At 71.5% G+C, this 20,395-nt stretch carries 17 protein-coding genes; 1 reads left to right on the forward strand and 16 read right to left on the reverse strand.

Features of this window, described 5'->3' with window-relative positions:
• Nucleotides 1-14 precede the first annotated feature (14 nt).
• The gene (locus tag ACFY60_RS10810; protein ID WP_388610635.1) at nt 15-1,361 is read right to left on the reverse strand and encodes a peptidase; all 1,347 of its coding nucleotides are present in this window, start codon (nt 1,359-1,361) and stop codon (nt 15-17) included.
• Nucleotides 1,362-1,655: 294 nt separating this feature from the next.
• On the opposite strand from ACFY60_RS10810, the gene fahA reads away from it, so the two are divergent.
• Nucleotides 1,656-2,882, forward strand: a complete 1,227-nt coding sequence (gene fahA / locus ACFY60_RS10815) for a fumarylacetoacetase (protein ID WP_388610634.1) — start codon at nt 1,656-1,658, stop codon at nt 2,880-2,882.
• A 66-nt stretch (nt 2,883-2,948) separates the two neighbouring features.
• On the opposite strand, the gene ACFY60_RS10820 is transcribed toward fahA, so the two are convergent.
• From ACFY60_RS10820 to ACFY60_RS10890, 15 genes are all read right to left on the reverse strand, one after another.
• Nucleotides 2,949-3,785 carry a carbohydrate-binding protein gene (locus ACFY60_RS10820; protein ID WP_388610632.1) on the reverse strand — a complete coding sequence of 279 codons (837 nt, stop codon included), beginning with the start codon at nt 3,783-3,785 and terminating at the stop codon, nt 2,949-2,951.
• Between the two features lie 47 nt (nt 3,786-3,832).
• On the reverse strand, nt 3,833-4,750 hold the full coding sequence (locus ACFY60_RS10825) for a helix-turn-helix domain-containing protein (protein WP_388610631.1): 918 nt from the start codon (nt 4,748-4,750) through the stop codon (nt 3,833-3,835).
• 226 nt (nt 4,751-4,976) lie between these two features.
• Entirely contained in the window at nt 4,977-6,626 is a 1,650-nt protein-coding gene (gene nuoN, locus ACFY60_RS10830) for an NADH-quinone oxidoreductase subunit NuoN (RefSeq protein WP_388610629.1), read from the reverse strand.
• Nucleotides 6,623-8,209: an NADH-quinone oxidoreductase subunit M gene (locus ACFY60_RS10835; RefSeq protein ID WP_388610627.1), complete on the reverse strand. Its 1,587-nt coding sequence runs from the start codon at nt 8,207-8,209 to the stop codon at nt 6,623-6,625. The genes nuoN and ACFY60_RS10835 overlap by 4 nt, the downstream gene beginning before the upstream one ends.
• A gap of 4 nt (nt 8,210-8,213) precedes the next feature.
• Nucleotides 8,214-10,154 (reverse strand): NADH-quinone oxidoreductase subunit L, encoded by a 1,941-nt coding sequence (gene nuoL, locus ACFY60_RS10840; RefSeq protein ID WP_388610625.1) that lies wholly within the window; start codon nt 10,152-10,154, stop codon nt 8,214-8,216.
• A gap of 10 nt (nt 10,155-10,164) precedes the next feature.
• Nucleotides 10,165-10,464: an NADH-quinone oxidoreductase subunit NuoK gene (nuoK, locus tag ACFY60_RS10845; RefSeq protein ID WP_030214504.1), complete on the reverse strand. Its 300-nt coding sequence runs from the start codon at nt 10,462-10,464 to the stop codon at nt 10,165-10,167.
• Nucleotides 10,461-11,288, reverse strand: a complete 828-nt coding sequence (locus tag ACFY60_RS10850; RefSeq protein ID WP_309051215.1) for an NADH-quinone oxidoreductase subunit J — start codon at nt 11,286-11,288, stop codon at nt 10,461-10,463. Before ACFY60_RS10850 ends, nuoK begins: the two co-directional genes overlap by 4 nt.
• Nucleotides 11,285-11,884, reverse strand: coding sequence for an NADH-quinone oxidoreductase subunit NuoI (gene nuoI, locus ACFY60_RS10855; RefSeq protein ID WP_388610623.1), 600 nt, complete (start codon nt 11,882-11,884; stop codon nt 11,285-11,287). The genes ACFY60_RS10850 and nuoI overlap by 4 nt, the downstream gene beginning before the upstream one ends.
• On the reverse strand, nt 11,856-13,217 hold the full coding sequence (gene nuoH, locus ACFY60_RS10860) for an NADH-quinone oxidoreductase subunit NuoH (protein WP_388610621.1): 1,362 nt from the start codon (nt 13,215-13,217) through the stop codon (nt 11,856-11,858). The genes nuoI and nuoH overlap by 29 nt, the downstream gene beginning before the upstream one ends.
• Nucleotides 13,214-15,697: an NADH-quinone oxidoreductase subunit G gene (locus ACFY60_RS10865; RefSeq protein WP_388610619.1), complete on the reverse strand. Its 2,484-nt coding sequence runs from the start codon at nt 15,695-15,697 to the stop codon at nt 13,214-13,216. The genes nuoH and ACFY60_RS10865 overlap by 4 nt, the downstream gene beginning before the upstream one ends.
• Nucleotides 15,694-17,043: an NADH-quinone oxidoreductase subunit NuoF gene (nuoF, locus tag ACFY60_RS10870; protein WP_388610617.1), complete on the reverse strand. Its 1,350-nt coding sequence runs from the start codon at nt 17,041-17,043 to the stop codon at nt 15,694-15,696. The genes ACFY60_RS10865 and nuoF overlap by 4 nt, the downstream gene beginning before the upstream one ends.
• Entirely contained in the window at nt 17,043-17,783 is a 741-nt protein-coding gene (gene nuoE / locus ACFY60_RS10875) for an NADH-quinone oxidoreductase subunit NuoE (protein WP_388610615.1), read from the reverse strand. Before nuoE ends, nuoF begins: the two co-directional genes overlap by 1 nt.
• Nucleotides 17,780-19,102, reverse strand: coding sequence for an NADH-quinone oxidoreductase subunit D (locus ACFY60_RS10880; protein WP_388610613.1), 1,323 nt, complete (start codon nt 19,100-19,102; stop codon nt 17,780-17,782). Before ACFY60_RS10880 ends, nuoE begins: the two co-directional genes overlap by 4 nt.
• Nucleotides 19,099-19,830, reverse strand: a complete 732-nt coding sequence (locus tag ACFY60_RS10885) for an NADH-quinone oxidoreductase subunit C (RefSeq protein WP_388610611.1) — start codon at nt 19,828-19,830, stop codon at nt 19,099-19,101. The genes ACFY60_RS10880 and ACFY60_RS10885 overlap by 4 nt, the downstream gene beginning before the upstream one ends.
• Nucleotides 19,827-20,381, reverse strand: coding sequence for an NADH-quinone oxidoreductase subunit B family protein (locus ACFY60_RS10890; RefSeq protein ID WP_309051207.1), 555 nt, complete (start codon nt 20,379-20,381; stop codon nt 19,827-19,829). The genes ACFY60_RS10885 and ACFY60_RS10890 overlap by 4 nt, the downstream gene beginning before the upstream one ends.
• Nucleotides 20,382-20,395 lie beyond the last annotated feature (14 nt).

Raw genomic sequence — 20,395 nt, forward strand, 5'->3', positions numbered from 1 at the left:
GGGACCGGAAGGGGTTACGCTCCGGCGCCGGCCTTGCGGCGGCGGGCGACGACGAGCGCGCCGGCGCCGAGGACGACGGCGGCACCGGCGGCCAGGCCGAGCTGCGGCAGGTGGTCGCCGGAACCGGTGGCGGCGAGGGTGCCGCGGTTGACCGGGGTGGTGGACGAGCCGCCCTGCGGCGTGGTGTTCGTGTTGCCGGTGGTGACGGTGGGCACCGGGGTCGGGGTGGCGGTGGTGGTCGACGGGGACGGCGTCGGGGTCGGCGCCGGCTTGTCGTCCTTGCCGGCGGGGACGATGTCGAAGAAGGCCTCGGAGTTGTCGCCGAAGCCGCAGGAGCCGTCCTCGTTCTCGTACGCGCCGGCGGCGAAGGCCACACCCTGGGCGGTGGGCGTCTTGGCGTCGACGGTCAGGCGCAGCTTCACGTCCGCCTGGCCGCCCTTGGCGAGGGCGCCGAGCTCGATGCCGTCGAACTCCTCGGAGAGCCGGCTCCACGCCGGGTTCTTGGCGGAGGACCACTCGACGGTGATGAACTTGTTCCAGCCGCTCGGCGGCTCCTCGTTCTCGTCGATCTCCTCCCAGTCGGTGGGGAGGGTCGCGGCGAAGGCGTAGGCCTCGACGGCGTCGAGGGTGCGCTCGGAGGTGTTCCTGACCTTCAGCGAGAACACCGCGCTGGTCCCGGCGGTGACGGTGGTGGGGCCGGTCACCTGGACGGCGAGGGCCTCGCCCTCCTCGCACTCCTCGGGCAGCTCCTCGAAGCCTTCGAGGGCGTCCCGGGCGTCGGCGAGCTCCTGCTTGGCCAGCTTCAGCCGCTCACCGAGGATGTGGGCCTTCTTCGCCAGGGCGACGACGGCGTCGTCGAACGCGGTGTCGGCCTTGCCGTGGCGGAGCTTGGCGGCGGCCAGGGTGGCGGCGGCGCCCTCGACGGCCTTCTTCGCGTCGGCGACGGCCTTCTCGGCGTCCGCCTTCTCCTGCTCGGTGGCGGTCCCGGGCAGCTTCTTCAGGGCGTCCTCGGCCGCGGCGAGGGCCGCGTCGGCGGCGGTCCTGGCGTCCTCGGCGGTCTTGAGGGCCTCCTTGGCGGCGGCGAGCTCGGTCTTGAGGGCCTCGTCGATGTTGGTCTCGTCGAGGTCCTTCAGGACCGCCTTGCGCTGCGCCTCGAGCTCGGCGACCTTGGCCCGCGCCTTGTCGACGGCCTCCTCCAGCTCCTCCAGGGACGGCTTCTCCCCGTCCTCGTGGGTCGCGGGGGCCTGCGTCTGCGCGGGCGTCGGGGTGGGCGTGGCGAAGGCGGGGCCGGCCGAGAGGAACACGACCGGCGTGGTGACGGCGGCGGCGACGGCGGTCGCCAGGATGCGGCGGATCTTCACAGGTGTGGGCCTTTTCCTGGTCAGAGGAACTGCGAGAAGAGTGTGGTGGGGCGCGCGTCGGCGGCATGCTCACGCGGGCGCGGCGCCACGCTGATCGTAGGGGGCCGCATCCACCGCGCGGGGGCCGCTTTCCCGCAGCTCGGGCGGGGGTCCGGCGCCACTCCGACCGCAAAGCGCCCGAAGCGGGACAGTTGCCCACGGAGGCCCCGGTTTCTCTGTGATCCATGTCATCCGCGCCCGGCGGCCCGCCCCGTAACGTGTCCCCCACACACGTGGAAAGCGAGGCACGCAGCCATGCCCGAGCACAGCCCGCTCGACCTGGCCGAGGGCGACCCCTTCGGCCCGCACAACCTCCCGTACGGCGTCTTCTCGACCGCCGACGAGCCCGGCCGGCGCAGGCTCGGTGTCCGCATCGGCGGGTACGTGCTGGACGCGGGGGCCGCGGCGCACGCGCTCGGCTCCCCGTACGCCACGCTGCTCGCGCAGCCGAGCCTGAACCCGCTGCTCGCCGCGGGCCGGACGGCCTGGCGTGACGTGCGGCGGGCGCTGACGGCCTGGGTGACGGTGCCGGCGCACCGCCCCGACATCGAGCCGCTGCTGCACCCGCTGGACGCGGTGACGCTGCACCTGCCGTACGAGGTCGCGGACTACGTGGACTTCTACGCGAGCGAGCACCACGCCACGAACGTGGGCCGGATCTTCCGTCCGGACGGTGAGCCGCTGACCCCCAACTGGAAGCACCTGCCCATCGGTTACCACGGCCGCGCCGGCACGGTGGTGGTCTCCGGGACCGATGTCGTACGGCCTTCCGGGCAGCGCAAGGCGCCGTCCGACGCGGCGCCCGTCTTCGGCCCGTCGGTGAAGCTGGACATCGAGGCGGAGGTCGGCTTCCTCGTCGGCACCCCGTCGGAGCTGGGCCAGCCGGTCCCGCTGAGCGACTTCCGGGAGCACGTCTTCGGCCTGACGCTGCTCAACGACTGGTCGGCGCGGGACGTGCAGGCCTGGGAGTACGTGCCGCTGGGCCCGTTCCTGGGCAAGTCGTTCCAGACCTCGGTGTCGGCGTGGGTGACGCCCCTGGAGGCGCTGGACGCGGCCCGCACCGCCCCGCCCGCGCGGGACTTCCCGCTGCTGCCGTACCTGGACGACGCGGGCGAGGAGGAGCCGGGCGGCTTCGACCTGCGGATCACGGTGGAGATCAACGGCGAGGTGGTCGCCGAGCCGCCGTTCTCCACCATGTACTGGACGGCGGCCCAGCAGCTCGCCCACATGACGGTGAACGGTGCCTCGCTGCGCACGGGTGACCTGTACGGCTCGGGGACGGTGTCCGGGCCCGACGTGAACCAGCGCGGTTCGCTCCTGGAGCTGACGTGGAACGGCCGGGACGCGCTCGAACTGGCCGGGGGCAAGCGGACGTTCCTGGAGGACGGCGACGAGGTCGTGCTCACGGCGTGGGCGCCGGGCCCGGACGGCACGCGCGTGGCGCTGGGCGAGGTCCGGGGCCGGATCGTTCCTTCCGCCTGATCGGGGGCCGCTCGCCGGTCGTACCGGGCTCCCGTGGGGGCCGTACGACCGGCGAGCGGCCGTCCGTCAGAGGAGGCGCCAGAGGGCGGGCGCGTTCGGCGGCTCCCAGCCCGCCTGGGCGGTGTGCGCCTGGAGGCAGGTGTAGCCCCGGCCGCCGTACGTCACGGAGTCGCCGGGCCGATAGGCGGTTCCGGCGGCCCAGGTACCGCCGGGCGTCCCGGTGGGGGTCGGCGTGGGGCTCGGGCCCGGCTGCTGCGGCACGTTCAGGACGAAGTCGAAGGCGGCCTCCCTGGCGCCGCCCGCGTCCCGCACGGTCATGAGCAGCCGTGGGTCGAATATCGAGTCGGTGTTGTTGCGGGGTTCGCCCGGGAAGTACAGCTGGGTGGTGAGCACCGGGCGGCCGGGGGCCTGGACCTTGACGTGGATGTGGCGGGTACGGCCCGGGTAGAGGCCGGGAACGATCGTGCTGAGCCGGAAGGCGCCGCTCGCGTCGGTGAACTGGTGGCCGCGGAAGCGGAAACCGCTGTTGTCGTAGGCTCCGTTGACGTCGGCCTGCCAGAAGTCGAGCAGGGCACCGGCGACCGGCCGGCAGGCGAGGCCGAAGACGTAGCCGCTGACGGTGAGCCGGGTGCCGGGTGTGCTCGCGTCCACCAGGCTGGTGCGGCGGGGCGAGTTCGGCTTGAAGTACGGGCCTTCCGTCTGCGGGGGCGTGGGGTCGTCCCCGTCGTCGCAGGCGGGGGTGAGGGCGGGCGGCACCTCGCTCCCGGTGAGGGTGCGGGCGAGCGCGGGGACGCCCATGAGCACGGCGGGCGCGGTGAGCCCTGCGGCGAGCGCGGCGCGCAGCACGGCCTTGCGGGTGACGTGTCCGGTGCCGCCGGTCTCGCTCTCGATGTTCCTGTCCATACCGGTGCCTGCTCCTCTGGTGGGGGGCTGCGGGATCGGCATCGAACCTAGGCGCGCGGGTCGGCGGGGACGAGGGACGCAGTGCGGTGGTCGTGGTGTTTTCGGAAGTCACCGGGGCTCAGGCCGGTCTCGCGCCGGAAGAAGCGGCAGAAGTAGGCGGGGTCGGCGAACCCGACCCGGGCCGCGATCTGCCGTACCGTCAGTTCGGTTGCGGTGAGCAGTCGTTGGGCTTCGCGCGTCCGGGCCTCGCGGAGCAGGGCGGCGGGGGTGCGTCCGGTGGCGGCGCGCACGGTCTCCGCGAGGTACCCGGGGGTCACCCCGAGCCGCTCGGCGCACTCCCGCACGGTCAGCCCTTCCGTCGCCGCCCGTCCGGCGAGCCGTACGAACTCTTCCGCGACGCCCCGTGCGGGCGCGGGCCCGGCACCGGCGCCCGGCAGTCGCGCGGCCCGGACCAGCAGCACGTGCAGCAGGGACCGCAGCACCCCGGCGAACCCGTCGTCACCGTGCCGGTACTCCTCGGCCAGCTCCTCCATGAGCAGCGCCGTGCGCCGGTGCGTCGCCTCGTCGAGGTCCACCCAGGGCCGTTCCCCCAGCCTCCGCAGCAGCGCCTCGTCCCCGCCCCCGCCCAGGAATTCGGGGGTGAACAGCACGAGCGACCCGTCGAGCCCGTGCACGCCCTCCCAGTGGTGCACCTGTCCGGGCAGGATCACTCCCAGCTGCGGCGGGCGCACCGTGTACCGCTCCACGTCGAGCACGTGCACCCCGCTTCCGGTGACGACGTGGACGATCTCGTAGAACGTGTGCCGGTGCGGGAACGCGGCCCGTGACATGGGGCCCATGGCGTCGAACCCGCCGGCCGCGAAGGGCACTTGCCCCGGCAGGCGCACCTCCAGGCGGTGCAGGGGCGGCTCCCCGTCCCGGGGGGCGACACAGGGGCTGCCGGGTAACGCGGTGGTGCCGCGCATGGTGCGGCTCTCCTCTCGCTGGTACAGACCAATACGGCGCATCCCACGATGGCACGGCCGGGCCCCGCGGTCACCCCCTCCCATGGGCCACCCGGCATGCGGCGGCCCCGGTGCCCGGCCGATGCCCCCGGGGTGGCGGGAGCAGGGGAGAGCCCGGCGGTAGGCACGCGGGAGGGGCCCGGCTCGTGGCGAGCCGGGCCCCTCCCGTACGGGGCGTGCGCCCCCGTCACCGCACGAAGACGCTCGCCTGGCTCGCGAGGTCGAGGAAGTACTGCGGCGCGAGGCCCAGGACCAGGGTGACGGCCACACCGGCGGTGATGGTGACCGAGGTGAGCGCCGAGGGCACCGCGACGGTGGGCCCGTCGGCCTTCGGCTCGCTGAAGAACATCAGCACGATCACCCGGATGTAGAAGAACGCGGCGATCGCCGACGAGATCACGCCGACCACGACGAGCGCCCCGGCGCCGCCCTCCGCCGCCGCCTTGAAGACCGCGAACTTCCCGGAGAAGCCGGAGGTGAGCGGAATGCCGGCGAAGGCGAGCAGGAAGACCGCGAAGACCGCCGCGACGAGCGGCGAACGGCGGCCGAGCCCGGCCCACTTGGAGAGGTGGGTGGCCTCGCCGCCCGCGTCCCGGACGAGCGTGACGACGGCGAAGGCGCCGATGGTCACGAAGGAGTACGCGCCGAGGTAGAACAGCACGGACGAGACGCCGCTGGGGGTGGCCGCGATGACACCGGCGAGCAGGAACCCGGCGTGCGCGATCGACGAGTAGGCGAGGAGCCGCTTGATGTCGGTCTGGGTGATGGCGATGATCGCGCCGCCCAGCATGGTGACGATGGCGACGCCCCACATGACCGGCCGCCAGTCCCAGGTGAGCCCCGGGAGCACCACGTACAGGAGGCGGAGCAGGGCTCCGAAGGCGGCGACCTTGGTGGCGGCGGCCATGAAGCCGGTGACCGGTGTCGGGGCGCCCTGGTAGACGTCCGGGGTCCACATGTGGAACGGCACCGCGCCGACCTTGAACAGGAGTCCCATCAGCACCATGGCGAAGCCGATGAGCAGCAGCACGTCGTTGCCCATGGTGGCGGCGAGCGCCGGGTCGACGGAGGCCAGGCGGCCGTCGACGACGTCGGCGATGGCGGCGTACGAGACGGAGCCCGCGTAGCCGTAGAGCAGGGCGATCCCGAAGAGGAGGAACGCGGAGGAGAAGGCGCCGAGCAGGAAGTACTTGACGGCGGCCTCCTGCGACATCAGCCGCTTGCGGCGGGCGACGGCGCAGAGCAGGTACAGCGGGAGGGAGAAGACCTCCAGGGCGACGAACAGCGTCAGGAGGTCGTTGGCCGCCGGGAAGACGAGCATGCCGGCGACGGCGAACAGGGCGAGCGGGAACACCTCGGTGGTGGTGAACCCGGCCCGGACCGCCGCCTTCTCCTGGTCGCTGCCGGGGACGGCGGCGGCCTCGGCGGCGAAGGAGTCGACCCGGTGGCCGTGGTCGGCCGGGTCGAGCCGCCGCTCGGCGAAGGTGAGGACGGCGACGATCGAGGCGAGCAGGATCGTGCCCTGGAGGAAGAGGGCGGGCCCGTCGACGGCGATCGCGCCCATGGCCGCGATGCCGGCCTTCGTGGTGGCGTGTCCGCCGGCCGCGAGGGCGACGACGGCGGCGAAAGCCGCCGCGAGGGCGAGCACGCTCAGGACGACCTGGCTGAGGTGGCGGCCCCTGCGGGGCACGAAGGCCTCGGCCAGGACGCTGAGGATCGCGGCACCGACGACGATGAGGACGGGCGCGAGCTGCGCGTACTCGATGTGCGGCGCCGGGATCTTGCCGATCGGCTCGGCGGCCGTCGTCCACAGGTCGTGGACAGCCGTTGTACTCACTTGGCCGCCTCCGCGTTCTGGATGGGCACAGCGGGCTGGGGGTCCTTCTGCTGCACGTCGGACATGGTGTGCCGGACCGCCGGGTTGACGACGTCCGTCAGGGGCTTGGGGAAGACGCCGAGGAAGATCAGGACGGCGATCAGCGGGACGGCCACCGCCAGCTCCCGCGCCCGCAGGTCGGGCAGGGTCTTCACCTCTTCCCTCACCGGCCCGGTCATCGTCCGCTGGTAGAGGACGAGGGTGTAGAGCGCGGCGAGGACGATGCCGGTGGTGGCGACGACACCGGCCACCGGGTAGCGGGCGTAGGTGCCCACGAGGACCAGGAACTCGCTGACGAAGGGGGCGAGGCCGGGCAGGGACAGGGTCGCGAGGCCGCCGATGAGGAAGGTGCCGGCGAGGACCGGGGCGACCTTCTGCACGCCGCCGTAGTCGGCGATGAGCCGGGAGCCGCGCCGGGAGATGAGGAAGCCGGCGACCAGCATGAGGGCGGCGGTGGAGATGCCGTGGTTGACCATGTAGAGCGTGGCGCCGGACTGGCCCTGGCTGGTCATCGCGAAGATGCCGAGGACGATGAAGCCGAAGTGGGAGATCGACGCGTAGGCGACCAGCCGCTTGATGTCCCGCTGGCCCACCGCGAGCAGCGCGCCGTACACGATGCTGATCAGGGCGAGGACGACGATCGCGGGGGTGGCCCACGTCGAGGCCTCGGGGAAGAGGCCGAGGCAGAAGCGGAGCATCGCGAAGGTGCCGACCTTGTCGACCACGGCGGTGATGAGGACGGCGACCGGTGCGGTCGCCTCCCCCATCGCGTTGGGCAGCCAGGTGTGCAGCGGCCACAGCGGCGCCTTCACCGCGAAGGCGAAGAAGAAACCGAGGAACAGCCACCGCTCGGTGCTGGTGGCCATCTCCAGCGAGCCGTTGGCCCGCGCCTCGGCGATCTCGGTGAGCGAGAAGTTGCCGGCGACGACGTAGAGGCCGATGACGGCGGCCAGCATGATCAGGCCGCCGACCAGGTTGTACAGCAGGAACTTGACGGCCGCGTACGAGCGCTGGGCCGCCGCGTTCTCGTCGGAGCCCGCGTGGGCCCGGTCGCCGAAGCCGCCGATGAGGAAGTACATCGGGATGAGCATGGCTTCGAACAGGATGTAGAAGAGGAAGACGTCGGTGGCCTCGAAGGAGAGGATCACCATCGCCTCGACCATGAGGATCAGGGCGAAGAAGCCCTGGGTCGGCCGCCACCTCTTCGAGGACGTCTCCGCGGGGTCGGCGTCGTGCCAGCCGGCCAGGACGATGAAGGGGATCAGCAGGGCGGTGAGGCCGATGAGCGCGACCCCGATGCCGTCGACGCCCAGTTCGTAGCGGACCCCGAAGTCCTTGATCCAGGCGTGCGATTCGGTCAGCTGGTACCGCTCGCCGCCGGGCTCGAACCGTACGAAGATCACGGCGGCGAGCGCGAGCGTGGCGAGCGAGACGAGCAGCGCCAGCCATTTGGCGGCGGTACGGCGGGCGGCGGGCACGGCGGCGGTGAGGATCGCACCGACCGCCGGTACCGCTGCCGTGACCGTCAGGAGCGGGAAGGACATGGGATTACACCGCCCTCATCAGCAGGGTCGCGGCGATCAGCACCGCCGTACCTCCGAACATGGAGACCGCGTACGAGCGGGCGTAGCCGTTCTGGAGCTTGCGCAGCCGGCCGGAGAGTCCGCCGACGGAGGCGGCGGTGCCGTTGACCACGCCGTCGACCAGGCTGTGGTCGACGTACACCAGCGAGCGGGTGAGGTGCTCGCCGCCCCGGACCAGGACGACGTGGTTGAAGTCGTCCTGGAGGAGGTCGCGGCGGGCGGCCCGGGTGAGCAGGGAGCCGCGCGGGGCGACCACCGGGACGGGCCGGCGGCCGTACTGGAGGTAGGCGATCGTGACGCCGACGACCATCACGGCGACGGTGGCGGCGGTGATGGCTCCGGCGCTGATCGGCGGGTGTCCGTGCTCGAACCGGGTCACGGGGGCGAGCCAGTTCACGAACCGGTCGCCGATGCCGAAGAAGGCGCCCGCGCCGACCGATCCGACGGCCAGCAGGATCATCGGGACGGTCATGGACTTCGGCGACTCGTGCGGGTGCGGCATCCGGCCCGCGGCGTGCTCGGCGGCCGGTTCGGCCCCGGGCACGGTGTCGGCGTCGGGCGCCGGCTGCCAGCGCTTCTCCCCGAAGAAGGTCATGATCATCACGCGGGTCATGTAGTACGCGGTGATGGCCGCGCCCAGCAGGGCCACGGAGCCGAGGATCCAGCCCTCGGTGCCGCCCTTGGCGAAGGCCGCCTCGATGATCTTGTCCTTGGAGAAGAAGCCCGACAGGCCGGGGAAGCCGATGATGGCGAGGTAGCCGAGGCCGAAGGTGACGAAGGTGACCGGCATGTACGTCCGCAGGCCGCCGTACTTCCGCATGTCGACCTCGTCGTTCATGCCGTGCATGACCGAACCGGCGCCGAGGAAGAGACCCGCCTTGAAGAAGCCGTGCGTCACCAGGTGCATGATCGCGAAGGCGTAGCCGATGGGCCCGAGGCCGGCCGCGAGGACCATGTAGCCGATCTGCGACATCGTCGAGCCGGCCAGCGCCTTCTTGATGTCGTCCTTGGCGCAACCGACGATCGCACCGAAGAGGAGCGTGACGGCGCCGACGATGGTCACGACGAGCTGTGCGTCCGGGGCGGCGTTGAAGATGTCGGCCGAGCGCACGATCAGGTAGACGCCGGCGGTGACCATGGTCGCCGCGTGGATGAGGGCCGAGACCGGGGTCGGGCCCTCCATCGCGTCCCCGAGCCAGGACTGCAGCGGCACCTGGGCCGACTTGCCGCAGGCCGCCAGGAGCAGCATCAGGCCGATCGCGGTCAGCGTCCCCTGCGACGCCTCGCCGGTCGCCTCCAGGACCGGCCCGAAGGCGAAGGTCCCGAAGGTGGTGAACATGATCATGATGGCGATGGAGAGGCCGATGTCACCCACCCGGTTGACCAGGAAGGCCTTCTTCGCCGCGGTCGCCGCGCTGGGCTTGTGCTGCCAGAAACCGATCAGGAGGTACGAGGCGAGGCCGACGCCCTCCCAGCCGAAGTACAGCAGCAGGTAGTTGTCGGCGAGGACGAGCAGCAGCATCGCCGCGACGAACAGGTTCAGATAGCCGAAGAACCGGCGGCGGCGCTCGTCGTGCGCCATGTACCCGATCGAGTACACGTGGATGAGCGTGCCCACCCCGGTGATCAGCAGCACGAACGTCATCGAGAGCTGGTCGAGCTGGAAGGCGATGTCCGCCTGGAAGCCCTCGACCGGGACCCAGCTGAACAGCCGCTGGTGCAGCGCCCGGTCCTCGGCCCCCTTGCCGAGCATGTCGGCGAAGAGGACCAGGCCGAGCGCGAAGGAGACCGCCGCGAACAGCGTGCCGAGCCAGTGCCCGGCCTTGTCGAGCCGCCGCCCGCCGCACAGCAGGACGGCCGCGCCGAGCAGGGGTGCCCCGACGAGCGGAGCGATGAGATTTTCCACGGTCAGCCCCTCACAGCTTCATCAGGCTGGCGTCGTCGACCGAGGCCGAGTGGCGGGCACGGAAGACGGACACGATGATCGCGAGCCCGACGACGACCTCCGCGGCGGCCACGACCATCGTGAAGAAGGCGATGATCTGGCCGTCGAGGTTGCCGTGCATACGGGAGAAGGCGACGAACGCGAGGTTGCAGGCGTTGAGCATCAGCTCGACGCACATGAAGACCACGATCGCGTTCCGCCGGATCAGCACCCCGGCCGCACCGATGGTGAACAGCAGGGCGGCGAGGTACAGGTAGTTGACGGGATTCACCGGGTGGCCTCCTCTTCGTCCCGGTCACGGCCCAGACGCTCCGCCGCGCGCTGCTCCAGGGCCTTGAGGTCGGCCAGCGCCTCCTTCGACACGTCCCGGACCTGACCCCGCTTGCGCAGGGTCGAGATGACGGTGAGCTCGGACGGGGTGCCGTCGGGCAGCAGGCCCGGGATGTCCACGGCGTTGTGCCGGGCGTACACGCCGGGCGCCGGGAGCGGCGGCAGGTGCTTGCCTTCCCGTACGCGCTGCTCGGCCAGCTCGCGCTGGGTGCGGGCCCGTTCGGTGCGCTCGCGGTGGGTGAGCACCATCGCGCCGACGGCGGCGGTGATGAGGAGCGCGCCGGTGATCTCGAAGGCGAAGACGTACTTGGTGAAGATGAGGGCGGCGAGGCCCTCCACGTTCCCGCCGTGGGCGGTGTTGGCGGCGCCCAGGCCGTTGAACTCGGTCAGGGCGGCCTGGCCGATGCCGGCGACCAGCAGCACACCGAAGCCGAGACCACAGGCCGCGGCCCACCAGCGCTGCCCCTTGAGGGTCTCCTTCAGCGAGTCGGCGGCGGTGACGCCGACCAGCATGACCACGAAGAGGAACAGCATCATGATCGCGCCGGTGTAGACGACGATCTGGACGACGCCGAGGAAGTACGCCCCGTTGGCCAGGTAGAAGACGGCGAGGACGATCATCGTGCCGGCGAGGCAGAGGGCCGAGTGCACGGCCTTCCTCATCAGGATGGTGCACAGGGCGCCGACGACGGCGACGGTGCCGAGGATCCAGAACTGGAAGGCCTCGCCCGTGGACGTCGTGTACGCCGCGAGGGTCGCGCTCATGCCTCCGCCCCCTGCGGCTCGTCCTTCTCCCCCTTGGAGACGGCGACCTGGCGGACCGTGTCCGGGGCGGCCTCGGTGACGAGGCCCCGGTAGTAGTCCTGCTCGGTCATGCCGGGGAAGATCGCGTGCGGGGTGTCGACCATGGTCTCCTCCAGGCCCGCGAGCAGCTGCTCCTTGGTGTAGATCAGGTTCTCGCGGGAGGAGTCGGCCAGTTCGAACTCGTTGGTCATCGTCAGCGCGCGCGTGGGGCAGGCCTCGATGCACAGCCCGCACAGGATGCAGCGGGCGTAGTTGATCTGGTAGACGCGGCCGTACCGCTCGCCGGGCGAGTAGCGCTCCTCGTCGGTGTTGTCCGCGCCCTCCACGTAGATGGCGTCGGCGGGACAGGCCCAGGCGCACAGCTCGCAGCCGACGCACTTCTCCAGCCCGTCGGGGTGGCGGTTGAGCTGGTGCCGGCCGTGGAAGCGGGGCGCGGTGGTCTTGGGCTCCTCCGGGTACTGCTCGGTCAGCCGCTTCTTGAACATGGCCTTGAAGGTCACGCCGAACCCGGCCACCGGATTCTGGAAATCAGACACCGTCCGTCTCCTTTCCATCATTCGCGGGAGCGGTATCGGGGCCCCCGCTGACGACGAGGTCCCGGTCGTGCCGGGGCCTGCGCCGCGGTACGGGCGGCAGGGTCTGTCCGGGCTTGGGCGGTACGGGGAAGCCGCCGGCCATGGGGTCGAAGGAGCGCTCCTCCTCCGGTGCGGTGGCTGCGGCCTTCGCCTTGCGGTCGCGGAGGACGTCCGCGACGAAGGAGAGCAGCAGCACCGCGAGGACGGCCCCCGCCACGTACATGACGATGTTGGTGAGGGCGATGTTCTCGTTGCGCAGCGCCCGGACGGTGGCGACGAGCATCAGCCACACCACGGAGACCGGGATGAGGACCTTCCAGCCGAGCTTCATCAGCTGGTCGTAGCGGACGCGGGGCAGGGTGCCGCGGAGCCAGATGAAGAAGAACAGCAGCAGCTGCACCTTGAGGACGAACCAGAGCAGCGGCCACCAGCCGTGGTTGGCGCCCTCCCAGAAGGTGGAGACGGGGTACGGGGCCCGCCAGCCGCCCAGGAAGAGGGTCACCGACACGGCGGAGACCGTCACCATGTTCACGTACTCGGCGAGCATGAACATCGCGAACTTGATGGACGAGTACTCGGTGTTGAAGCCGCCGACGAGGTCGCCCTCGGACTCCGGCATGTCGAAGGGGGCGCGGTTGGTCTCGCCGACCATCGTGACGATGTAGATGATGAACGACACCGGCAGCAGCAGCACGAACCAGCGGTCCGCCTGCGCCTCCACGATCGCCGAGGTCGACATCGACCCGGAGTAGAGGAAGACGGAGGCGAAGGCGGCGCCCATGGCGATCTCGTAGGAGATCATCTGCGCGCAGGAGCGCAGGCCGCCGAGGAGCGGGTACGTGGAGCCGGAGGACCAGCCGGCGAGGACGATGCCGTAGATGCCGACGGAGGCGACCGCGAGGACGTACAGCATCGCGATCGGCAGGTCGGTCAGCTGCATCGCCGTGCGGTGGCCGAAGATCGACACCTCGTTGCCGGCCGGGCCGAAGGGGATCACGGCGATCGCCATGAAGGCGGGGATGGCGGCGACGATCGGCGCGAGGACGTAGACGACCTTGTCGGCGCGCCGGACGATCACGTCCTCCTTGAGCATCAGCTTGATGCCGTCCGCGAGGGACTGGAGCATGCCCCAGGGGCCGTGCCGGTTGGGGCCGATGCGCAGCTGCATCCAGGCGACGACCTTGCGCTCCCACACGATGGAGAACAGCACGGTGATCATCAGGAAGGCGAAGCAGAAGACGGCCTTGATCAGGACGAGCCACCAGGGGTCCGTGCCGAACATGGACAGGTCTTCGGCGGCGAGCGGCATGCTCATGCCTGCACCTCCGTCGGGGTGGCCGGGCCGATGCGGACCGGGTCGCCGGGGCGGGCGCCCGTGTCGGCGAGGACGCCGTGGCCGGCCGAGTTCAGCGGGAGCCAGACCACGCGGTCGGGCATCTCGGTGACCTGGAGCGGGAAGGTGACCGAGCCCGCCGGGCCGGTGACCTCCAGCAGGTCGCCGTCCTTGACGCCGGTGTCGGCGGCGGTGGCGGCGGACAGTCGGGCGACCGCCGCGTGGCGGGTCCCGGCCAGGGCCGCGTCGCCCTCCTGGAGCCGGCCGAGGTCGAGCAGCAGCCGGTGGCCGGCGAGGACCGCCTCGCCGTCGCCGGCCCGGGGCACGGGCGTGCCGTGGCCGGCCGGCTCCGGGGCGCGCTCGCCGGTCCAGTGGCCGAGCCGGTCCATCTCCCGCCGGATCGACTTCAGGTCGGGCAGCGCGAGGTGGGCGTCGAGGGCGTCGGCCAGCATGTGGAGGACCCGGGAGTCGGCCGGGGCGAGCGGCCGGGTCAGGTGCTCCGGCTTGAGCGCGGCCTCGAACATCCTCGCCCTGCCCTCCCAGTTCAGGAAGGTGCCGGGCTTCTCGGCGACGGCGGCGACCGGCAGGACGACGTCGGCGCGCTCGGTGACCTCGCTCGGCCGCAGCTCCAGGGAGACGACGAAGGCCGCGTCGAGGGCCTCGCGGGCGCGCGCCGGGTCGGGCAGGTCGGTGACCTCGACGCCGCCGACGAGCAGCGCGCCGAGTTCGCCGGTGGCGGCGGCCTCCACGATCTGGCCGGTGTCGCGGCCGTAGCGGTGGGGCAGTTCGCGTACGGACCAGGCGGCGGCGACCTCCTCGCGGGCCCGCGGGTCGGTCGCGGGCCGGCCTCCGGGGAGCAGGGACGGCAGGGCGCCCGCCTCGACGGCGCCGCGTTCCCCGGCGCGGCGCGGGATCCACACGAGCCGGGCGCCGGTGGCGACCGAGGCGCGCAGGGCGGCGGTGAGCGCGCCGGGCACGCCGGCGAGCCGCTCGCCGACGGCGATGACGGCGCCCTCCTGGCGGAGGGCCTCGGCGGCGGCCAGGCCGTCCTCGGAGAGCCCGACGGCGGAGGTGAGGGCGTCGAGCCACTCGGCCTCCGTGCCGGGGGCGGCCGGCAGCAGGGTGCCGCCGGTCTTCTCCAGGCCCCGGGTGGCGTGGGAGGCGATGGCGTACGTCCGCTGGCCGTGCTTGCGCCAGGCCTTGCGGAGCCGCAGGAAGACGCCGGGGGCCTCCTCCTCGGACTCCAGTCCGGCGAGGAGGACGGCCGGGGCGGCCTCCAGGGAGGTGTACGTGACTCCCGCACCGTCCAGGTCGCGGCCGCGGCCGGCGACGGCGGAGGCGAGGAAGTCGGCCTCCTCGCCGGAGTGGACGCGGGCCCGGAAGTCGATGTCGTTGGTGTCCAGGGCGACCCGGGCGAACTTGGCGTAGGCGTAGGCGTCCTCGACGGTGAGCCGGCCGCCGGTGAGGACGCCGGTCCGGCCGCGGACGAGACCGCGGGCGGCGGCCTCCAGGGCCTCGGGCCAGGAGGCCGGCTCCAGGGCGCCGGTCTCCGGGTTGCGGACCAGCGGGCCGGTGAGCCGGTCGCGCGTCTGCGCGTACCGGAAGGCGAAGCGGCCCTTGTCGCAGACCCACTCCTCGTTCACCTCGGGGTCCTCGGCGGCGAGCCGCCGCATGACCTTGCCGCGCCGGTGGTCGGTGCGGGTGGCGCAGCCGCCGGCGCAGTGCTCGCAGACGCTCGGCGAGGAGACGAGGTCGAAGGGGCGGGAGCGGAAGCGGTAGGCGGCGGAGGTGAGGGCGCCGACCGGGCAGATCTGGATGGTGTTGCCGGAGAAGTACGACTCGAAGGGGTCGCCCTCGCCGGTGCCGACCTGCTGGAGGGCGCCGCGCTCGATGAGTTCGATCATCGGGTCGCCGGCGATCTGGTTGGAGAAGCGGGTGCAGCGGGCGCAGAGCACGCACCGCTCGCGGTCGAGGAGGACCTGGGTGGAGATGTGGACGGGCTTCTCGTAGGTCCGCTTCACCCCGTCGAAGCGGGAGTCGGCCTGCCCGTGGGACATGGCCTGGTTCTGCAGGGGGCATTCGCCGCCCTTGTCGCAGACGGGGCAGTCCAGCGGGTGGTTGATGAGCAGCAGCTCCATCACACCGTGCTGGGCCTTCTCGGCGACGGGCGAGGTGAGCTGCGACTTCACCACCATGCCGTCGGTGCAGGTGATGGTGCAGGAGGCCATCGGCTTGCGCTGGCCCTCGACCTCGACGATGCACTGGCGGCAGGCGCCCGCGGGGTCGAGGAGGGGGTGGTCGCAGAAGCGGGGGATCTCGATGCCGAGCTGTTCGGCGGCACGGATGACGAGGGTCCCCTTGGGGACGGAGACCTCGATGCCGTCGATGGTCAGCGTGACGAGGTCCTCCGGGGGTACGGCCGGGGAACCGCCGCCGGCCGGACCGGCCGTGGTGACCGTCATGCCGTCACCTCCTTGTGGTTGTCCGCCCAGGCGGTGGACTTGGCGGGGTCGAAGGGGCAGCCCTTGCCGGTGATGTGCTGCTCGTACTCGTCGCGGAAGTACTTCAGCGAGGAGAAGATCGGCGAGGCGGCGCCGTCACCGAGGGCGCAGAACGACTTGCCGTTGATGTTGTCGGCGATGTCGTTCAGCTTGTCGAGGTCGGCCAGGACGCCCCGGCCCGCCTCGATGTCGCGCAGGAGCTGGACGAGCCAGTAGGTGCCCTCGCGGCAGGGGGTGCACTTGCCGCAGGACTCGTGGGCGTAGAACTCGGTCCAGCGGGTGACGGCCCGGACGACGCAGGTGGTCTCGTCGAAGCACTGGAGGGCCTTGGTGCCGAGCATGGAGCCGGCGGCGCCGACGCCCTCGTAGTCGAGGGGCACGTCGAGGTGCTCGTCGGTGAACATGGGGGTGGAGGAGCCGCCGGGGGTCCAGAACTTGAGGCGGTGCCCGGGGCGCATGCCGCCGCTCATGTCGAGGAGCTGGCGCAGGGTGATGCCGAGGGGTGCCTCGTACTGGCCGGGCGAGGCGACGTGCCCGCTGAGCGAGTACAGCGTGAAGCCCGGGGACTTCTCGGTCCCCAGGGAGGTGAACCACTCCTTGCCGCGCTGCAGGATCGCGGGAACGGACGCGATGGACTCGACGTTGTTCACCACGGTGGGGCAGGCGTAGAGACCGGCGACCGCGGGGAAGGGGGGCCGCAGCCGGGGCTGGCCGCGCCGCCCTTCGAGCGAGTCGAGCAGGGCGGTCTCCTCGCCGCAGATGTACGCGCCGGCGCCGGCGTGCACGGTGAGTTCGACGTCGAGGCCGCTGCCGAGGATGTTCCTGCCGAGGTATCCGGCGGCGTACGCCTCCCGGACGGCCTCGTGGAGGCGGCGCAGGACGGGGACGACCTCACCGCGCAGGTAGATGAAGGCGTGCTGGGAGCGGATCGCGTAGCAGGCGATCACGATGCCCTCGATGAGGGAGTGGGGGTTGGCGAAGAGGAGCGGGATGTCCTTGCAGGTGCCGGGTTCGGACTCGTCGGCGTTGACGACGAGGTAGTGCGGCTTGCCGTCGCCCTGCGGGATGAACTGCCACTTCATGCCGGTGGGGAAGCCGGCGCCGCCGCGTCCGCGGAGGCCGGATTCCTTGACGTACGCGATGAGGTCGTCGGGGCTCATCGCGAGGGCCTTCTTGAGGCCCTGGTAGCCCTCGTGGCGCTCGTAGGTCTCCAGGGTCCAGGAGTCGGGCTGGTCCCAGAAGGCCGAGAGGACCGGGGCCAGGAGCTTTTCGGGGCGGGCGTTGTCGAGTTCGGCTGCCAAGGTCATCACTCTCCCTCCTGACCGGCCACTTCGCCGCGCGGGTGGACGATTCGGTGGTGCGGGGCCTCGCCCTTGGCGAGGCGGAGTCCGACGAGGGAGGCCGGGCCGGCTCCGCCGGTGGCCTCGACGGCGCCGGGGCGCTCGTCGGGGAAGCCGGCGAGGATCCGGGCGGTCTCCTTGAAGGTGCACAGGGGTGCGCCGCGGGTGGGCTCGACGGTGCGGCCGGCCCGCAGGTCGTCGACCATCTTCTTGGCGGACTCGGGCGTCTGGTTGTCGAAGAACTCCCAGTTGACCATCACGACCGGGGCGAAGTCGCAGGCCGCGTTGCACTCGATGTGCTCCAGGGTGACCTTGCCGTCCGGGGTGGTCTCGTTGTTGCCGACGCCGAGGTGCTCCTTGAGCTCCTCGAAGATGGCGTCGCCGCCCATGACCGCGCAGAGCGTGTTGGTGCAGACCCCGACCTGGTAGTCGCCGGAGGGCCTGCGGCGGTACATGGTGTAGAAGGTGGCGACGGCGGTGACCTCGGCGGTGGTGAGGCCGAGCACGTCGGCGCAGAACTGCATGCCGGTGCGGGTCACGTAGCCCTCCTCCGACTGCACCAGGTGCAGCATCGGCAGGAGCGCGGAGCGGGAGCCGGGGTAGCGGGCGATGATCTCCCTGGCGTCCTCCTCCAGGCGGGCCCGGACCTCCGGCGGGTACGGGGGCGCGGGGAGCTGGGGCATGCCGAGGCTGACGTTCTCGGTCATCGGTCGACGCCTCCCATCACGGGGTCGATGGAGGCGACGGCGACGATGACGTCGGCGACCTGGCCGCCCTCGCACATCGCCGCCATGGCCTGGAGGTTGGTGAACGACGGGTCGCGGTAGTGGACCCGGAAGGGGCGGGTGCCGCCGTCGGAGACGACGTGCACGCCGAGCTCGCCCTTGGGGGACTCGACGGCCACGTAGGCCTGGCCCGGGGGGACCCGGAAGCCCTCGGTGACGAGCTTGAAGTGGTGGATCAGGGCCTCCATGGAGGTGCCCATGATCTTCTTGATGTGGTCGAGGGAGTTGCCGAGGCCGTCGGGGCCGAGCGCGAGCTGCGCGGGCCAGGCGATCTTCTTGTCGCCGACCATGACGGGCCCGGGCTCCAGGCGGTCGAGGCACTGCTCGACGATCCGCAGCGACTGGCGCATCTCCTCCAGCCGGACGAGGAAGCGGCCGTAGGCGTCGCAGCTGTCGGCGGTGGGGACCTCGAACTCGTAGGTCTCGTAGCCGCAGTACGGGTCGGTCTTGCGCAGGTCGTGCGGGAGGCCCGCGGAGCGCAGGATGGGGCCGGTGGCGCCGAGGGCCATGCAGCCGGTGAGGTCGAGGTGGCCGACGTCCTGCATGCGGGCCTTGAAGATGGGGTTGCCGGTGGCGAGCTTGTCGTACTCCGGCAGGTTCTTCTTCATGGTGCGCACGAACTCGCGGACGGCGTCGACGGCGCCGGGCGGGAGGTCCTGGGCGAGGCCGCCGGGGCGGATGAAGGCGTGGTTCATGCGCAGGCCGGTGATCAGCTCGTACAGGTCCAGGATCATCTCGCGGTCCCGGAAGCCGTAGATCATGATCGTGGTGGCGCCGAGTTCCATGCCGCCGGTGGCGATGCAGACCAGGTGCGAGGAGAGCCGGTTGAGCTCCATGAGGAGGACCCGGATGACGCTCGCCCGGTCGGGCACCTGGTCGGTGATGCCGAGCAGCTTCTCCACGCCGAGGCAGTACGCCGTCTCGTTGTAGAACGAGGTGAGGTAGTCCATGCGCGTGACGAAGGTGGTGCCCTGCGTCCAGGTCCGGTACTCGAGGTTCTTCTCGATGCCGGTGTGGAGGTAGCCGATGCCGCAGCGGGCCTCGGTGACGGTCTCGCCGTCGATCTCCAGGATGAGCCGGAGCACGCCGTGGGTGGAGGGGTGCTGGGGGCCCATGTTGACGACGATGCGCTCGTCGTCGGCCTCGGCGGCGGACCGGACGACCTCGTCCCAGTCGCCGCCGGTGACGGTGTAGACGGTGCCTTCGGTCGTCTCACGCGCGCTTGCAGAAGGGGTGGTCACGAGTACGACCTCCGCTGGTCCGGAGCCGGGATCTGGGCGCCCTTGTACTCGACGGCGATGCCGCCGAGGGGGTAGTCCTTGCGCTGCGGGTGGCCCTGCCAGTCGTCCGGCATCATGATCCGGGTGAGGGCGGGGTGGCCGTCGAAGACGATGCCGAAGAAGTCGTACGCCTCGCGCTCGTGCCAGTCGTTGGTCGGGTAGACCGCGACGAGCGAGGGGATGTGCGGGTCGGCGTCGGGGGCCGAGACCTCCAGGCGGATCAGCCGGCCGTGGGTGAGCGAGCGCAGGTGGTAGACGGCGTGCAGCTCGCGGCCCTTGTCGCCCGGGTAGTGGACGCCGGAGACGCCCGTGCACAGCTCGAAGCGGAGAGCGGGGTCGTCGCGCAGGGTGCGGGCCACGCGGACGAGGTGCTCGCGCTCGATGTGGAAGGTGAGCTCGCCGCGGTCGACGACCGTCTTCTCGATCGCGTTCCCGGGGACGAGGCCCTGTTCCTCCAGAGCGCCCTCCAGCTCGTCGGCGACCTCGTCGAACCAGCCTCCGTACGGCCGGGAGGCGGGCCCGGGGAGCCGGACGGAGCGGACGAGGCCGCCGTAGCCGGAGGTGTCCGCGCCGCTCTGGGCGCCGAACATGCCCCGCTGGACGCGCACCTCCTCACCGTGGTCGCCGCGCTGGCCGGGCAGGTTCTGCGCGCTGAGGTCCTTGTCGGGGTTGGGTGTCTCGTCGCTCAACGGAGCAGACCCTTCATCTCAATCGTCGGCAGCGCCTTGAGCGCCGCCTCCTCCGCCTCGCGGGCGGCTTCCGCCGCGTTCACGCCGAGCTTGGAGGTCTGGATCTTCTGGTGGAGCTTGAGGATCGCGTCCATCAGCATCTCCGGGCGGGGCGGACAGCCCGGCAGGTAGATGTCGACCGGCACGATGTGGTCGACGCCCTGCACGATGGCGTAGTTGTTGAACATGCCGCCCGAGGAGGCGCAGACGCCCATGGAGATGACCCACTTGGGGTTCGGCATCTGGTCGTAGACCTGCCGCAGGACGGGCGCCATCTTCTGGCTGACCCGGCCGGCGACGATCATCAGGTCGGCCTGGCGCGGGGAGCCGCGGAAGACCTCCATGCCGAAGCGGGCCAGGTCGTAGCGGCCGGCGCCGGTGGTCATCATCTCGATGGCGCAGCAGGCGAGGCCGAAGGTGGCGGGGAAGACGGACGACTTCCGCACCCAGCCCGCGGCCTGTTCGACCGTCGTCAGCAGAAAACCGCTCGGGAGTTTCTCTTCGAGTCCCATAGGTGCCCCTCAGC

Source organism: Streptomyces sp. NPDC012827, assembly GCF_042900905.1.
Classification (GTDB): domain Bacteria; phylum Actinomycetota; class Actinomycetes; order Streptomycetales; family Streptomycetaceae; genus Streptomyces; species Streptomyces gulbargensis.

Bases quoted from the DNA above. Each gene is read 5' to 3' on its own strand.
- nuoI (WP_388610623.1), bottom strand. From the start codon at position 11,884: ATGATGGAAAGGAGACGGACGGTGTCTGATTTCCAGAATCCGGTGGCC.
- nuoH (WP_388610621.1), bottom strand. From the start codon at position 13,217: ATGAGCATGCCGCTCGCCGCCGAAGACCTGTCCATGTTCGGCACGGAC.
- nuoF (WP_388610617.1), bottom strand. From the start codon at position 17,043: ATGACCTTGGCAGCCGAACTCGACAACGCCCGCCCCGAAAAGCTCCTG.
- ACFY60_RS10865 (WP_388610619.1), bottom strand. From the start codon at position 15,697: ATGACGGTCACCACGGCCGGTCCGGCCGGCGGCGGTTCCCCGGCCGTA.
- ACFY60_RS10825 (WP_388610631.1), bottom strand. From the start codon at position 4,750: ATGCGCGGCACCACCGCGTTACCCGGCAGCCCCTGTGTCGCCCCCCGG.
- ACFY60_RS10820 (WP_388610632.1), bottom strand. From the start codon at position 3,785: ATGGACAGGAACATCGAGAGCGAGACCGGCGGCACCGGACACGTCACC.
- nuoE (WP_388610615.1), bottom strand. From the start codon at position 17,783: ATGACCGAGAACGTCAGCCTCGGCATGCCCCAGCTCCCCGCGCCCCCG.
- ACFY60_RS10890 (WP_309051207.1), bottom strand. From the start codon at position 20,381: ATGGGACTCGAAGAGAAACTCCCGAGCGGTTTTCTGCTGACGACGGTC.
- ACFY60_RS10835 (WP_388610627.1), bottom strand. From the start codon at position 8,209: ATGTCCTTCCCGCTCCTGACGGTCACGGCAGCGGTACCGGCGGTCGGT.
- fahA (WP_388610634.1), top strand. From the start codon at position 1,656: ATGCCCGAGCACAGCCCGCTCGACCTGGCCGAGGGCGACCCCTTCGGC.
- ACFY60_RS10850 (WP_309051215.1), bottom strand. From the start codon at position 11,288: ATGAGCGCGACCCTCGCGGCGTACACGACGTCCACGGGCGAGGCCTTC.